The 16,098-nt window shown below is 52.2% G+C and carries 12 protein-coding genes; 7 read left to right on the top strand and 5 right to left on the bottom strand.

Translation table 11 applies throughout. The annotated features are described in order from the left end of the window. From rplA to GT409_RS02825, 7 genes are all read left to right on the top strand, one after another. Nucleotides 1-696 carry a 50S ribosomal protein L1 gene (gene rplA, locus GT409_RS02855; protein ID WP_160626753.1) on the top strand — a complete coding sequence of 232 codons (696 nt, stop codon included), beginning with the start codon at nucleotides 1-3 and terminating at the stop codon, nucleotides 694-696. A gap of 20 nt (nucleotides 697-716) precedes the next feature. Further along, complete coding sequence (rplJ, locus tag GT409_RS02850) at nucleotides 717-1,241, top strand: 50S ribosomal protein L10 (protein ID WP_160626751.1); 525 nt, start codon at nucleotides 717-719, stop codon at nucleotides 1,239-1,241. A gap of 50 nt (nucleotides 1,242-1,291) precedes the next feature. Continuing rightward, nucleotides 1,292-1,705, top strand: coding sequence for a 50S ribosomal protein L7/L12 (rplL, locus tag GT409_RS02845; RefSeq protein ID WP_408647948.1), 414 nt, complete (start codon nucleotides 1,292-1,294; stop codon nucleotides 1,703-1,705). A gap of 138 nt (nucleotides 1,706-1,843) precedes the next feature. Then, a complete protein-coding gene (rpoB, locus tag GT409_RS02840) occupies nucleotides 1,844-5,635 on the top strand; it encodes a DNA-directed RNA polymerase subunit beta (protein WP_160626750.1) in 3,792 nt (1,263 codons plus the stop codon). A gap of 15 nt (nucleotides 5,636-5,650) precedes the next feature. Next, the gene (rpoC, locus tag GT409_RS02835) at nucleotides 5,651-9,853 is read left to right on the top strand and encodes a DNA-directed RNA polymerase subunit beta' (protein WP_160630035.1); all 4,203 of its coding nucleotides are present in this window, start codon (nucleotides 5,651-5,653) and stop codon (nucleotides 9,851-9,853) included. A 120-nt stretch (nucleotides 9,854-9,973) separates the two neighbouring features. Further along, nucleotides 9,974-10,705 (top strand): pseudouridine synthase, encoded by a 732-nt coding sequence (locus GT409_RS02830; protein WP_160626748.1) that lies wholly within the window; start codon nucleotides 9,974-9,976, stop codon nucleotides 10,703-10,705. A gap of 86 nt (nucleotides 10,706-10,791) precedes the next feature. Next, nucleotides 10,792-11,466 carry a ferredoxin--NADP reductase gene (locus GT409_RS02825; protein ID WP_160626746.1) on the top strand — a complete coding sequence of 225 codons (675 nt, stop codon included), beginning with the start codon at nucleotides 10,792-10,794 and terminating at the stop codon, nucleotides 11,464-11,466. A 23-nt stretch (nucleotides 11,467-11,489) separates the two neighbouring features. On the opposite strand, the gene GT409_RS02820 is transcribed toward GT409_RS02825, so the two are convergent. The 5 genes from GT409_RS02820 to putP form a co-directional block, all read right to left on the bottom strand. After that, nucleotides 11,490-11,867, bottom strand: a complete 378-nt coding sequence (locus GT409_RS02820; RefSeq protein ID WP_160626744.1) for a type II secretion system protein — start codon at nucleotides 11,865-11,867, stop codon at nucleotides 11,490-11,492. A gap of 191 nt (nucleotides 11,868-12,058) precedes the next feature. Beyond that, a complete protein-coding gene (locus GT409_RS02815) occupies nucleotides 12,059-12,625 on the bottom strand; it encodes a DNA-deoxyinosine glycosylase (RefSeq protein WP_160626742.1) in 567 nt (188 codons plus the stop codon). A 10-nt stretch (nucleotides 12,626-12,635) separates the two neighbouring features. After that, the gene (locus GT409_RS02810; RefSeq protein WP_160626740.1) at nucleotides 12,636-14,201 is read right to left on the bottom strand and encodes an N-acyl-D-amino-acid deacylase family protein; all 1,566 of its coding nucleotides are present in this window, start codon (nucleotides 14,199-14,201) and stop codon (nucleotides 12,636-12,638) included. A gap of 31 nt (nucleotides 14,202-14,232) precedes the next feature. Continuing rightward, nucleotides 14,233-14,508 carry an acylphosphatase gene (locus GT409_RS02805; protein ID WP_233231592.1) on the bottom strand — a complete coding sequence of 92 codons (276 nt, stop codon included), beginning with the start codon at nucleotides 14,506-14,508 and terminating at the stop codon, nucleotides 14,233-14,235. Between the two features lie 15 nt (nucleotides 14,509-14,523). After that, nucleotides 14,524-15,996, bottom strand: coding sequence for a sodium/proline symporter PutP (putP, locus tag GT409_RS02800; RefSeq protein ID WP_160626738.1), 1,473 nt, complete (start codon nucleotides 15,994-15,996; stop codon nucleotides 14,524-14,526). Between the last annotated feature and the right edge of the window lie 102 nt (nucleotides 15,997-16,098).

Genomic DNA, 16,098 nt, shown 5'->3' with positions numbered 1-16,098 from the left:
ATGGCACACGGAAAAAAATATAACTCAGTGAAAGAAAAGGTTTCTGTTGAGAAACAGTATGCCCTCGAAGAGGCCATTCAGTTCTTAAAAGACAACCCCACCGCCGGTTTCGATGAAACCTTTGAACTGGCCCTCCGCATGGGAGTGGATCCGACGAAATCCGACCAGGCAATCCGTTCCACGGTGGCTCTGCCGAACGGAACCGGTAAAGATGTTCGTGTGATCGTTTTTGCGACGGGCGATGCGGCTGAAGCGGCCCGTTCTGCCGGAGCGGCAGACGTCGGATTTGAAGACCTGATTGAGAAGGTCAAAAACGGGTGGATGGACTTTGATGTGGTGATTGCCACTCCGGACGCCATGAAAGAAGTTCGCAAGATTGCCCGTGTTCTCGGACCGCGCGGTTTGATGCCGAACCCGAAAACCGGAACGGTTACTGACGATATTGGAAATGCGGTGACTCAGTTTAAAGCAGGACGCGTTGAGTTCCGGATGGACCGCAATGCAAACATTATGCTTCCGTTCGGGAAACGCTCTTTCACCGTTGAAGCGCTGGCAGAGAATTTCCGTGCTGCATATGATGCGATTCTGGCAGCGAAACCGGATTCGGTTAAAGGGATTTATATTAAGCGCGTGACGATTGCGACCACTATGGGACCGGGTTTGCACGTGGATGTCAAAGAAACCGCAGCAGCTTAAATAATCAAGGATATACGGTCATGAGCACAGAAGGTAAAAATTTGAGACCTGAAAAAAAGGCAATGTACAATGAGGTGCAGGAACATGTTTCCGGTGCGCTTTATATGATCCTTGCCGACTACACGGGCATGAGCATGCCTGAAACCACAGAATTTAAAAAACAGCTTCGCGGAGCAGAGGCCAAAGTAAAAATTGTTAAGAACAGCATGCTGCAGCGGTTGTGTGAGGACTTCGGTCAGGTGACCGGTCCAACCGCAATGGTTTTCGGCGAAGGTGACGTGGTTGAAGTTGCTAAAATTCTGAAGAAGTTTTCTGCGCAGAAAGAAAAACCGGTTCTCAAAGGCGGAATGCTCGAAGGATCGGTTCTTTCGGCCGAGGATGTGGCTGCTCTGGCAAAACTGCCGGGCAAAAAAGAGCTTCAGGCGAAACTGGTGGGTACACTGGCAGCACCGATGACTCAGGTGGTTGGTGTCATGAACCAGAAAGTCTGCAGTTTGCTGTATGTGCTCAACGCCGTACGCGAGAAAAAAGAACAGGCGGCGTAAAGACGCTTTTTATAATTGTTGAATATTATTCATCGTAGGGAGGAAGAAAAATGGCTGAAGAAGTAAAAGAAGAAGTACAGCTCGAAGGCAAAATGGCTGAATTCGTAGAGTGGATCGAAGGAATTTCGGTTCTGGAACTTTCCAAACTGGTTGAAGCACTTGAAACTCGTCTTGGCGTTTCTGCTGCAGCCCCGGTTGCTGTGGCCGCTGGCGGCGCTGCTGCTGGTGGTGGCGAAGAAGCCGCTGCTGCTCAGACTGAGTTCACTGTTACTTTGACGGTTCCCGGTTCGCAGAAAATTCAGGTTATTAAAGAGCTTCGTGGTATCACGAACCTTGGCCTGAAAGAAGCGAAAGAACTGGTCGACAACGCTCCGAAAGCTGTTAAAGAAGGCGTCTCCAAAGAAGAAGCCGAAGAGATTAAAGCAAAACTCGAAGGCGTGGGCGCTACCGTCGAAATCAAATAACGACGATCATGCAGGCAGATCCGGCGGGGCGATAAGCTCCGTCGGCTCTGTCGCATATAGTTTTCGTGTGCCTAGACCTCTTTCTTTTAAAGTGTTTAGGCCTTTGGCGACCCGAAATTTAGCCTGAGGATGATTTGCATGGCTGAGAGAAAAAACTTTGGAAAACTGACTGATATTATCGAAGCTCCCGACCTGATCGAGCTTCAAACCAATTCATACCTGGATTATCTCCAGCAGGGGGTCGCTCCGTCTCGCCGGAAAAAAATCGGCTTGCAGGCGGTGCTTAGCGAAGCCTTTCCTGTGGAGAGTTATGACGGTCAGATTGCTCTTGATTTTGTAAGCTACGATATCAAAGAGCCGACTATGTCTTATGTGGAGTGCCTGCGGGAAGGGGAAACTTTTTCGGCACCGCTTTATGTAACGTTTCGTTTGCGTGAAAACGAAGATATCCGTGAAGATACGCTCTTTATGGGTGAGATCCCGTTGATGACGGAACGTGGAAGCTTTGTGATTAATGGAGCTGAACGTGTTATTGTCAGCCAGCTGCACCGTTCCCCCGGAATCTGTTTTGAGCGCAGCACGCACGCTAATGGATCCTACCTTTACTCTTTCCGTATTATTCCTGACCACGGATCCTGGGTGGAAACCCAATTTGATACTTCTGATTTGCTTTATGTTTATCTGGACCGGAAACGTCGCAGGAGAAAATTCCTGGCTTCGACGTTCCTGCGCGCGCTGGGGTATGGATCCGACGAAGAAATTCTGGATCTCTATTATACAACTGAAACATTCTCTCTGAGCAAACGGATCAGCGATGAATCGGATCTAGTTGATTTAGTCCTCAAAGATGATGCGGTTGACAGCGATTCTCAGTCTGTGATTGGGCGTCGTTATGATGCGCTGACCCTGGATATGATCGAACGCATGAAACTCGCCGGCTACAAGTCGGTTGAGGTTGTCAATGTTTCCTGGGATGAAGGTCTTTTCCTGAAAACCATTCAGAAGGACATGACTCGCACGGTTGATGAAGCGTTGAAGGACCTGTATCAGAAGCTGCGTCCCGGCGATCCGCCGACGACCGCGTCCGCCCGCCAGATGCTGAAACGTCTGTTCTTTGATGAAACCCGTTTCAGTCTCAGTCGTGTCGGTCGCTACAAAGTGCAGCAGAAACTCGGCACAAAATCCAACGCGTTGACTCTGGATAAAGAGGATGTCGTGGAAGCAATCCGTCACCTGATCAACATTCGTCAGGGACACGGAATGCTGGACGATATCGACCATCTTGGAAGTCGCCGTATTCGTACGGTCGGCGAACTGCTCGAAGGGCAGTGCCGTGTCGGTCTGGCTCGTATCCAGCGCCTCGTTAAAGAGCGCATGACCATTTTTGATACAACGGTTGACCGCCTGACGTCCCAGAAACTGATTAATCCCAAAGCGCTGTCTGCAGTGATTAAGGATTTCTTCGGTCGTTCTCAGCTCAGCCAGTTTATGGACCAGACCAACCCGCTGTCTGAGTTGACGCACAAACGTCGTCTTTCAGCGCTCGGCCCGGGCGGACTGAATCGTGACCGTGCCGGCTTTGAAGTGCGAGACGTTCACAGTTCGCACTACGGTCGAATCTGTCCGATTGAAACTCCGGAGGGTCCGAACATCGGTCTGATTTCCTCACTGGGAACTTTTGCCCGTATCAACGAGTATGGGTTCATTGTGACTCCGTACCGCAAAGTGACCAACGGGAAAGTCAGCAAACAGGTTGAATGGCTGACTGCGGACAAAGAGGAAGTCTTTGTTATCGCTCAGGCCAATGCTCCGTTGAATGACGACGGAACCTTCCAGAACGACCGCGTTATGGTTCGTGCCAAAGGGGACTTCATTGAGGTTGAGCCGTCCGAAGTGGAACTGATGGACGTGTCTCCGAAACAGGTGGTGAGTATTGCTGCCGGACTGATTCCGTTCCTTGAGCACGACGATGCGAACCGCGCGCTCATGGGATCGAACATGCAGCGCCAGGCTGTTCCGCTGATGGTTGCTGACCGTCCGTATGTAGGAACAGGTATTGAAGAGCGTCTTGCTCGTGACTCCCGTGTGCTCGTTATTTCGGATATCGCGGGTAAAATCGCTTATGTTTCCGCGGACAAAATTGTCGTTTCCAAGACCGGTGAAATGCCGACGAAGAAAACGCCGAAAGACGAATACGTCGAGTATTCACTGCGTAAATTCATGCGTTCCAATGCCGGAACCTGCCTGAACCAGAAACCGATCGTGGAAAAAGGCCAGAAGGTGACTGCCGGACAGGTGCTCGCTGACGGACCGGCTACCGATCAGGGAGAGCTTTCTCTGGGTCGCAACGTCACGGTGGCCTTCATGCCGTGGTGCGGATACAACTTTGAGGACGCGATTCTGATCAGTGAAAAACTGGTGAAAGAAGACGTTTATACCTCTATTCACGTTGAAGTGTTCGAATGCGGCGCACGTGACACCAAACTCGGCCCCGAAGAAATCACTCGTGATATTCCGAACGTTGGAGAAGACGCACTGAAAAACCTCAATCATGAGGGAATTATTGAAATCGGTGCGGAAATCAAACCGGGCGATATTCTGGTCGGTAAGATTACTCCAAAAGTGGAAACCGAGCTGGCTCCGGAAGAGCGCCTCCTGCGCGCGATTTTCGGTGAAAAAGCGGCAGACGTGCGGGATACCTCCCTGCGTGCGACCAGTGGATCTCATGGAATTGTGATGGATGTCAAAGTGTCGTCCAAAAACAAACACGCCAAGGAATCTTCATCCTCCTCTGCGAAGAAGAGTTCGGATGCTGACGTCAAAAAACGTCAGAAAGAGATCGAAGAGCGCTACAAAAGCTCTGTTCACGAACTTACGGAGGATCTGACTGAAGCGCTTTCAAATATCCTTTTGGGTGAAAAGATCCCGCTGGATGTGATGAATATGGAAACCGGCGATGTGATTATCCCGGCGAACCGTAAAATCACCAAAACGCTTTTGCGCAAACTGGCAGCCAACTACGAGCACATCGAAATTGACCCGAGCCCGATTCGGATCAAAATCATGAGCATCATCGATAACTTCCGCAACAAGTTCTCGGAGGCGGAGTCTGATAAACAGCGCAACATGGATCGCGCGGACAGCGGTGAAGAGGTCGACGAAGGTATCATCAAGCAGGTAAAAGTTTATGTGGCCTGTAAGAAAAAGCTTTCGGTGGGTGACAAAATGGCTGGACGTCACGGTAACAAAGGGGTGATTTCCCGAATCCTTCCGGAAGAGGACATGCCGTTCCTTGAGGATGGGACTCCGGTGGAAATTGTACTGAACCCGCTGGGTGTGCCGTCTCGAATGAACGTCGGACAGGTTTTGGAAACACATCTCGGATGGGCCTGTAAGCATCTTGGAATTCATGCTGCAACTCCGATTTTTGACGGGATCTCCGAAGCCGAGATTCGTCAGATGATGGAAGATGCCGGCCTGTCCAAGGATGGTAAAACGGTTCTGTATGATGGCCGTACCGGTGAAAAGTTTGAGCAGCGCGTTGTGGTCGGAACCATTTACATGCTGAAACTCCATCATCTTGTGACGGAGAAAATCCATGCTCGTGCTGTGGGACCGTATTCTCTGGTGACGCAACAGCCGCTGGGCGGAAAAGCTCAGTACGGTGGACAGCGTTTCGGGGAGATGGAGGTCTGGGCTCTGGAAGCATATGGAGCCGCTCATGCCCTGCAGGAAGTGCTCACCGTTAAGAGTGACGACCTCGCCGGCCGGACACGCATTTATGAGTCCATCGTGAAAGGTGAAAATGTTCTGGACGCCGGTCGTCCGGAATCATTCAACGTACTCATTAAGGAACTTCAGGGGCTGGGCCTCAATTTCGAGGTGAAGGCCGCGGAAGAAGAAGAGTCCGCCTTTCCGGGATACCTTTAATTTTTTGACAGGAGAATCATCGTGGATACACGTAGCGCAGCAGACATACTCGGCGGCGGAGAAGACTCTTCCAGTGATGTAGCAAGCATTAAGCTGGCTTCGCCGGAAGACATCCGTTCCTGGAGTTTCGGGGAGGTCAAAAACCCCGAAACGATTAACTATAGAACATTCAAGCCGGAAAAGGGCGGTTTGTTCTGTGAGAGAATCTTCGGCCCGTCGAAAGACTGGGAGTGTAGTTGTGGGAAATACAAACGCATCAAACACAAAGGTGTTATTTGTGACCGATGCGGTGTGGAAGTAACCCTTTCGCGTGTTCGTCGCGAACGGATGGCTCATATCGAGCTGGCTGTTCCGGTGTCGCACATCTGGTTCTTCAAGGCGACCCCGAGCCGCATGAGCCTGCTTCTGGACATGACCATGCGGAATCTTGAGCATGTGATCTACTACGATGATTACGTCGTTGTTGATCCCGGCGATACTCCGCTGAAAGAAAAACAGCTTCTTTCCGAGCTCGAATATCGTGAAGCTCTGGATAACTACGGCGTCGGCAGCTTTGATGCACGGATCGGCGCCGAAGGGATTCGTGAATTGCTCAAAAAAATCGATCTTCCGGAAAAACTCCGTGAACTCGAAGATGCATTGGCTGCCACTCGCAGTAAAATGACCCGCAAAAAGCTGGTCCAGCAGATGAAGGTTATTGAAGGCCTCATCAAAAGCAAATCGCGCCCGGAGTGGATGACCTTTGAAGTGCTTCCGGTGATTCCGCCGGACCTGCGCCCGCTCGTTCCGCTTGAAGGTGGCCGTTTTGCCACCTCCGACCTGAACGACCTGTACCGCCGTGTGATCAACCGCAATAATCGTCTGAAAACCCTGTTGGCTCTCAAAACGCCGGAGGTGATTATCCGCAACGAAAAGCGGATGCTCCAGCAGTCGGTGGACGCGCTGTTCGACAACGGCCGCCACGGTCGTGCGGTCAGCGGTCCCGGAAACCGTCCGCTCAAGTCTCTCAGCGATATGCTGAAAGGGAAACAGGGCCGTTTCCGTCAGAACCTTCTCGGTAAACGTGTGGACTATTCCGGACGTTCCGTGATTGTGGTTGGCCCGAGCCTCAAACTGAATCAGTGCGGATTGCCGAAGAAAATGGCGCTTGTGCTGTTCGAACCTTTCATCATTCGCAAGCTCAAAGAACGCGGGATCGTGCACACCGTGCGCAGTGCTAAAAAAATGATTGAGCGCGAAGAAGAGGTCGTTTGGGATATTCTCGACGAAGTGACCCAGGGTCATACCGTCATGCTCAACCGTGCGCCGACTCTTCACCGCCTGTCGATTCAGTCGTTCGAGCCGGTGTTGATCGAAGGGAATGCGATTCAGGTGCATCCGCTTGTGTGTACCGCTTACAACGCGGACTTCGACGGTGACCAGATGGCTGTGCATGTCCCGCTTTCCGTGGAAGCACAGATCGAGTCCAAAGCACTGATGCTGGCTCCGAACAATGTTTTCTCCCCGTCGAGCGGAAAACCGATCACCACACCAACGCAGGATATTGCGCTGGGGATCTATTTCATGACCTCGTTCTCCCAGAAATACATTATGGAGTCGCGGAGAAGGGACAGCAAAAAAGAGCAGGAACGTCTGCCGCTGTTTGCTGATATTCACGAAGTGCACACCGCTTTTGATGAAGGTGCAGTGGGAATGCATGACCGCATTCGCTATCGCAATCCTGACCGCCAGACCGAAACCAAATTCGGCGATCCCGAAAAAACAGTGATTGAAACAACCGTTGGGCGTGTTTTCTTCAATGAAGTCTGGCCGGTGGGTCTCGGTTTTGTGAATGAACGGGTCAACAAAAAGCTGCTCGGAAAACTGATTGAGCACTGCTATGAAAAAGCCGGTCATGATGAAACCGTACATGTGCTGGATCGCCTGAAAGAACTCGGCTATGCCAATGCAACTGCAGCCGGAATTTCGATCGGACTGTCCGACATGATTATTCCGCCGGAAAAAGCAGAACTGGTTGCGGCTTCCCGCAAAGAAATTCGCGAAGTCGAAGACAAGTATAAGAAGGGGATCATTACCGACGGTGAGCGTTACAACATGGTCATTGACAAATGGACCGATGCGAACGACAAACTGACCAATCGTCTGTTCAGTGCGCTGGAAACCAATGATGATCCGGTGAATGCCCAGTCCAAAGACGACCTGAACCCGGTGTTCATCATGGTGGATTCAGGTGCCCGTGGATCGCGTCAGCAGATTCGTCAGCTGGCCGGTATGCGCGGACTGATGGCCAAGCCGTCCGGTGAAATTATTGAACGCCCGATTCTCGCGAACTTCCGTGAAGGTCTTTCCGTTCTCGAATACTTCATTTCGACGCATGGTGCCCGTAAAGGTCTGGCCGATACCGCGCTTAAAACCGCTGACTCCGGTTATCTGACCCGCAAACTGGTGGACGTTGCTCACGATATTATCATTATGGAAGAAGACTGCCATACCCTCAACGGTATTGAAGTCAGCGCCATTACAGATGGTGAGGATGAACTCGTTTCGCTTTCCGCCCGTATCATCGGTCGTACGGCATGTGATGACATCTTCGATCCGCACAGTCCAAGCGAAGTGATTGTGGCTGCGAATGAAGTGATCGATGAATACTCCGCGCGTAAAATCGAGCGTGTTGGTATTGAGACCATTCGGATTCGCAGTGTACTGACGTGTGATTCCCGTCGCGGTGTCTGTTCCAAATGCTATGGCCGCAACCTGGCTTCCGGAAAAGATGCTCGTCTGGGTGAGCCGGTTGGTATTATCGCCGCCCAGTCCATTGGTGAGCCGGGTACCCAGCTGACCATGCGTACGTTCCATATCGGTGGTACTGCCAGCTCCGTGTTTAAGCAGCCGAAAATTTCGGCCAAGGAAGACTGCGTCATTCGTTACGAAAACCTTCGTACCGTGAAAATCGAAGGGGGTAACGTTATTCTGAATAAGAACGGCTACGTTGTAACCTACGACGATGACGGACGCGAGTTGGAGCGCTATTCAACGGTCATCGGAGCGACGGTTTCGGTGGATGATGGTGATCGGGTGAAAACCGGCCAGACATTTGTGACCTGGGATCCGTATTCCGTGCCGATTCTGTCGGAACAAAACGGGGAAGTCGACTTCCACGACTTTATCGAGGGCGTTACCGTCCAGAAGGCGGAAGATGAAACCACCGGGGTGGAAGGGCTCGTTGTTCTCGAACATAAAGAAGACCTTCATCCTCAGATCGTTATTACCGATAACGCCGGAAAAGCTTTGGCTTACTATTCCATTCCGGCCGGTGCTCACGTGATGGTGGCCAAGGGCGACGAGATCAGCGCCGGTTCCACGCTGGCCAAAACGCCTCGTAAGCAGGCTCGTACCAAGGATATTACCGGGGGTCTTCCTCGTGTGGCAGAGCTGGTTGAAGCCCGCCGCCCGAAAGAGGCTGCTGAAATCGCCAAGATTGACGGGATTGTTGAACTGGGCGGAATTGCCAAAGGGAAGCGCCAGCTCATCATCAAAGACCTTGCGACCGGAACCGAAGAGGAGCACCTTATCCCGATGGGTAAACACATCATCGTTTACGGGGGGGACCTGGTTTCCAAGGGACAGCAGCTTACAGAAGGTCCGGTTGTTCCGCAGGAACTGCTCGAGGTCTGCGGACCTCAGGAGCTTCAGGAATATCTTGTGAATGAAGTTCAGGCTGTGTATCGCCTGCAGGGTGTGGAAATCAACGACAAGCACATTGAGGTGATTGTTCGTCAGATGCTTCGCAAGGTGAAAATCACGGATCCGGGTGACACCGAATTCCTCTGGGGTGAGCAGGTTGAAAAACAGAAGTTCCAGGAAGTCAACCAGACCGCGATGATGGAAGGCCGCCGGCCTGCCGAAGCGTCTCCGGTTCTGCTGGGGATCACCAAAGCTGCCTTGGCGACCGAGAGCTTTATTTCTGCCGCATCCTTCCAGGATACAACCCGTGTTCTGACGCAGGCTGCTACGCTGGGCCGTATCGACCAGCTGCGCGGATTCAAAGAAAACGTCATCATGGGTCATTTGATTCCTGCTGGAACCGGATTCCCGATGTACAAAAACATCCGTCCGGTCAAGCTTGGCGAAGAAATCAGTGTGGAAGACGCTTTGGGTGTCGATCCGCTGGCCGCCGCTCAGGAAGGATCCGAAACGTCTTCGATGCCCGAACTCTAAATCGGGCAGAAAAGAGAAAAGGAGCGTCCCGTTGCGGGGCGCTCTTTTTTTGTATACACAGGTTCCAATGTTTGGGAAATGTGTGCGCTCTCATCGGTCGCATGTGGTAAGAAGTTACTGATGGAATTACAACGACTCTCAAAAATCATGGCACAGCGGGGGATGTGCTCCCGGCGCGAAGCGGACCGTTATATTGAGCAGGGACTGGTGCGGGTTGATGGAAAAGTCGTTTCTGAACTGGGCACTAAAGTTTTACCGAGCCAGGATATTCTGTTGAGTGGTGCCGGGCAGGCTCAGCAGAATGCTTTGGTCACAGTGTTGCTGAACAAACCGGTCGGATACGTTTCCGGACAGGCTGAAAAAAATTATAAGCCGGCGGTATTGCTGATCAAACCGTCTACTCATTGGAACGGAGACCGGTCTCCGCTAAAATTTCATCGCGGTCAGCTTCGGGGGATGGCTCCTGCCGGACGGCTTGATATCGATTCAAACGGACTGTTGATTCTGACGCAGGATGGACGCGTTGCCAGGCAGATTATCGGGGAACAGTCATCCATTGATAAAGAGTATCTGGTTCGCGTGCAGGGGCGGTTGTCTGGAGACGGGCTGAAGCTTTTAAATCACGGACTGAGTCTTGACGGAAAAAAACTGAAGCCGGCCAAAGTGAGCTGGCAGAACAAAGACCAGTTACGGTTTATTCTGCGCGAAGGTAAAAAACGCCAGATCCGTCGAATGTGCGAATTGGTTGGACTCAAAGTGGTCGGGCTGAAACGCATTCGGATCGGCCATGTGAAACTGGGAGACCTCCCTCCCGGTCAGTGGCGTTATCTGGGTGCGAATGAGCATTTCTGATTCCATGTAGTTTCTGAAAAATATGCGAACAAGATCCGTTTTTCGGAATATTGACATTTCGGAAGTGATACATAACCGTTCCGATCATGTTCGAGCTGCCGGTTAATGAGGTGCGTTTTTATACGCCGGATATTTTTGAACTGTCTTTGGAAAAGGGCGGGTATTCGTTTCGTCCGGGGCAGTGTGCAGTGCTGTTTAATGATGTTGCAGATTCTCGCCCGTACAGTCTGGCATCCGGAGCCGGTGAACCGCTGCTGCGTTTCCTTATTCGGCGTATTTCCGACGGAGCTGTCAGCAGATGGCTGGGCGAACGGAAGCCCGGCGATATGGTTCAGGTCAGTGCACCGTTTGGCGATTTCTGCCCGGATTCCGGCAGGAGTACGACGGTGTTTGTGGCCACGGGGGTTGGAATTGCTCCGTTTTTGAGCGTACTGCGATCGTCGCCGAATGATCCTCTTCATGAAAAGTTGCTCTGTCTGTATGGAGTTCGTTATCGGCGGGATGCTGTCGAACTTGCTTTATTGTCCCGACTGGCCGATTTGAAGCTGGCTGTTTCTCGCGAGATGGTGCTCAGCCATTTTCAGGGACATGTGACTGCGCTGTTGAGGACCCCTGATTTGCCGTTGAATGCGGATTTTTTCCTGTGCGGCTATGATGCAATGATTGATGAGGCATTTGGCTGCCTGAACGCCCGGGGGGTTGCTCTCAATCAGATCCATTCGGAGGTGTTTTTTACTTCAGCAAGAAGTCGGCTGACCTGAGGAGCATGTGACTCTCTCAAACATCACCGAGCGTATGCCGGTTGAGTTTTTGTGTAGTAGGCCTTGGTTCCAATATTTCCTGGAACCAGATAGTTGTCATCGACCTTTAACTCTTCCAGAGTTTCTGCCGTATGGATGCAGGCCATCAGATTTTCTTCTGTATAGTCACCTTCACCAAATTCGGCGCCGTCTTCGAGGGAGCGACCGTACGCATAGACCAATTCGGGAAGAGTCAGCATGCTCTTTGCTTTTTCAATTGTGGCAATATGTGATTGCTTCGTCTTGTCTTTTGCATTTTCAAATGCATGCAGGATCGACGGAATGCCGATTGATGCCAGCAGCCCGATAATTGCGACCGCAAACATAATCTCGACCAGTGTAAATCCGTCTTTGTTCTTCATTGTCTCAAAGCTCCTGCTGTCTTTCGTTAGAAAGCATGAAGCATTCCATAAAAATAGGTTGTTGTTTCCGTGTGGTTATAAACCAACATGTTGTCAGCTAAATCACTAGTAAAAACAAGGGATTCTCAAAAACGACATGATGTTTGAGAGAAACCGGGTTTAAAGCGCGCTTTTTAACAAAAGTTGGAAAATCAGTCAATACAGGCTCTTTGGATCTGATTCCATGCCTTTATTTTCTCAGTTTTGCTAATGGATGCGTTCGCAGGGCTGGTGGAAGGGAGGGAAACGAGAGCTGTTTTTTTGTCAAGATTTGGAAAAACCAATTTTTTAAAAAGCTTGGCTGCTTTCTGTCCGTTGAAAAAAATGCTGTGTATGTTCGGTGCCAGCGCAAACAAGGACTGGAAATCATTGGCTTCCACTTCGGTCATATTGGCATCGAGGCTTCCTTCACGCCGGCAGGTGTGCGCGACGTCCCACAATGCAACGCCGTTATCGCGTAAAACAGATAATCTCTCTTCATACGGCAGCTCGCGCCCGGCCCCGAACAGGTCGTTCATGAATTCCCAGAACAGGTTGCGCGGATGGGCGTAATACTGCTGCTGTCTCAATGATTCCGCACCCGGCATTGATCCGAGGATCAGAATGCGAGCACGGCAGTCGGCGGAAAAAGGAAAGCTTTTGATTTTTTCAGACCCTTGTTGGTTGCCTTTTTTCGCAAGATTTATCAACAAGGTTGGCTTTGTCTCAGGTTCAGCCATTGAAACTCTCCTAATCCAGAAACCGGCCGTTTCTTTTATTCGTCAGAGCGCCGTTCTTTATGGTCAGGGTGCCATTGACGAGTAGAGTTGTAATTCCTTCAGACAGTTGATGCGGATTTTGATAGGTTGTTTTTTCCGCGATAGCTTCTGAATTGAATACCACAACGTCGGCAAAGTTTCCTGCTTTCAGCTCCCCGCGGTTTTTCAATCGGAATTGCGCCGCAGCGAGCGAGGTCATTTTGCGGATCATTTCCGGCAGGGGAACGGTCTGGCCGTCGATCGACGCGCGCAGCAGTTTGGTGAAACTCCCATAGGCTCGCGGATGCGGGTGATCGGTGCTGAGGATGCCGTCCGGAGAGCGCAGGGATGCATCGCAACCGATCATCACCCAGGGTTGGGCGAGAATCCGCCACATATTTTCTTCGCACATGCCGAAAAAGATTCCACCGGTGCGCAGTTTGTCCTGTTCGATGATGTGCAGCAGCGCGTCGACCGGTTCCATGCCCAGTTCCTTGGCGGCATCGTCGACCTTCATTCCCTTAAACCGGTGAAATTTCGGATTTTCGACCGAGCCGATCATAACCGTGCTGAAGCCGAATTCGCCACGGCCTTCGAGAACTTCGTCCCGGATTTGTTTCCGAACGTTGGAATCGGCCAGCCGGGCGAGCTCTGCCTCGGCTCCGCCCTGAATGGCCCAGTCTGGGAGAATAATATCGAGGTCGGTCTGTGCCGCGGTATAGGGATAGCGGTCGGCGGCAACTTCGAGGCCTTCGGCAATGGCCGCTTCTATTTTTTCGAGCGCGGCGTCGATTTTGTGCCAATTGGCCTGGCCGGAGGTTTTCAGATGTGAAATCTGTACGCGAACGCCGGAGCGACGGCCAATGTCGAGAGCTTCGTCGATAGCCTCCAGAAGCTGTTTACCTTCGCTGCGCATGTGAGAAGTGTAGATTTTGTTTTTTACCGCGCAGACTTTCGACAGCGTCACGACTTCTTCGCGCGGCACGGCTGAGGCGGGCGGGTAGATCAGGCCGGTGCTCATGCCGAATCCGCCTTCATCGAGAGCCTGTTCGAGAGCACGGCTCATGGCTTTGAGTTCGTCGGGTGCTGCTCCGCGCGGGTCATAACCGCACACGCCGCGGTGCAGTGTGTTGTGTCCGATCAGCAGGGCTTCGTTAACTGCCGGGGTTACTTGCTCAAAGAGCTTTCGATACTCGGCAACGGTGCTCCACGTTCCGGGAAATGGTTTGTCCTGCCAGTCGGACGGCAGTTTGGCATCTCCGAGTTGCGGCGCAACAGACGCTCCGCAGTTTCCGCACACTTCGGTGGTGATGCCCTGAAAGACCTTGCTCGACGCGCGTGGATCAATCAGCAGGTAGGCGTCCGAGTGCGAGTGGACATCAATAAATCCCGGGCAGACCGTCTGGCCGGTTGCGTCAATAATGGTGGTTGCTTCTGCTCCTGCAAGGTTTCCGATCTCCACAATTTTTTCGCCGCGAATGCCAATGTCAGCCTGTACTGCTTCCGCTCCGGTTCCATCGAGTACACTTCCATTTCGAATCAGCAGGTCAAAGTTCATGACCAAAACCTTACCCGCATCCGCCGGATTTTCAATAGCGCACGCCGAAGGTTTCGAATTCGTCGGTTGCTGACGAGCGGCGAATCAGCTCGTTGGTGATATACCGATCCAGAAGTGAATTCCGGATTGCCTGAAGCAGTCCCGTCAACTGGTCTTCTTCCCCTTCGGCAACCAGCGTTACGCTGCCGTCAAACTCGTTTTTTACCCAGCCGGTTACTTCAAAACCCTGCGCCAGTTTCACACAGGTAAATCGGAATCCGACGCCCTGTACGCGGCCTTCGTAACGGACTGTCATTCGATGATTCATGTTGGTCTGATTGTTTTAGTGTTGTGATTTTATCACATCATCAAAACGGGTTAGGATTTTCTGATCGGGTGGTTCGTCGAGTTTGCTGAAAAGGATGATGAGCAGAATAGAGGCGATGAACCCGGGGACGATTTCGTAGAGTCCGGTGCCGAGCTGTTTCCAGATGAGTACGGTGAGTCCGCCGCCGATGATGCCTGCAACAGCGCCGTTGCGGGTCATTCGCTTCCAGTAGAGCGACATGAGGACGAGCGGGCCGAACGTGGCGCCGAATCCGGCCCACGCATAGGAGACCAGGCCGAGTACGGAGCTGTCGGGTTCCAACGCAATGGCGCAGGCGAGCGCGGCAACGCCGATAACGGTGCCGCGACTGACCCAGACGAGTTCGCGATCGGAGGCCTTGGGTCGAATGATGACGCGATAGAGGTCTTCGGTGAGCGCGGAGGAGGTGACCAGCAGCTGCGAGTCGGCAGTGCTCATGATGGCCGCGAGAGCTGCGGCGAGCAGAATGCCGCCGATGAGCGGATGTGTGAGCTGATTGACGAGAATCATGAAGACCTTTTCTGAATCCGTTTTGGAAAGAAGTTCCGGCAGAATCGCGCGTCCGACGAATCCAACCAGTAGGGCGCAGAAGAGACTGACGAGGACCCATGTCATGGCAATGTGCCGGGCCGGTTTGATTTCAGAGGGAGACCGGATTGCCATGAAGCGGGTGAGGATGTGCGGCTGTCCGAAATATCCGATTCCCCATGCTGCCAGAGAGAGGATCGCTGTGGCTCGAAGTTGAGTTCCCGCTCCATCCGTGAAAATGCTGAGAAAACCGGGGCTGACATTTTTCCAGGCATTGGAAGACTCCGCGAATCCCCCTGCCGCATGGATTCCAAGCATTGGAACGGTGATGATGGCAAAGAACATGATGATGCCCTGAAAGAAGTCGGTCCAGCTGACGGCCATGAAACCGCCGAGTGCGGTGTAGGAGATGATAACGACGGCGCCGATGAGCAGTGCGCTTTGGTAAGGCAGCCCGAAGACCGACTCGAAGAGCTTGGCGCCGGCGACGAATCCGGAGGCGGTATAGATCAGGAAGAAGACGAGGATAAAGAGGGCGGATAAAACGCGCAGAAGCCGGTTGTGGTCTTCAAAACGGTTGGCGAAATAATCCGGCAGAGTGATGGCGTTTCCGGCGGCTTCGGTGTAGCACCTCAGCCGCCGCGCAACAAATTTCCAGTTCAGGTAGGTGCCGGCAGCGAGACCGAAGGCAATCCAGAATGCTTCCATGCCCTGAAGGTAGGCATAGCCGGGAAGCCCGAGCAGCAGCCAGCCGCTCATGTCAGAGGCCTGTGCGCTCATGGAGGTGACCCATTTGTTAAGCTGGCGGTCACCAATCAGGTAGTCCGAAAGGGATTCGTTGCGTTTGTAGAAGTGGGTTCCCACGGCGAGCATGAAGAGCAGATAAGCCGCGAAGGTGATGAGTATGCCGAGGTGTTCCATGAAAGTTTCCTTTGTTTCCAGACCTTGGAAAAATGTGTCTTGCGATGCAACTGGTTTTCCAACCTTTGGAGAAAAGACGCGTGGGTTCTTATGGCGTGATCG

This window comes from Tichowtungia aerotolerans (assembly GCF_009905215.1).
Lineage (GTDB): Bacteria > Verrucomicrobiota > Kiritimatiellia > Kiritimatiellales > Tichowtungiaceae > Tichowtungia > Tichowtungia aerotolerans.
This window is presented reverse-complemented; position numbering and strand designations above follow the sequence as displayed.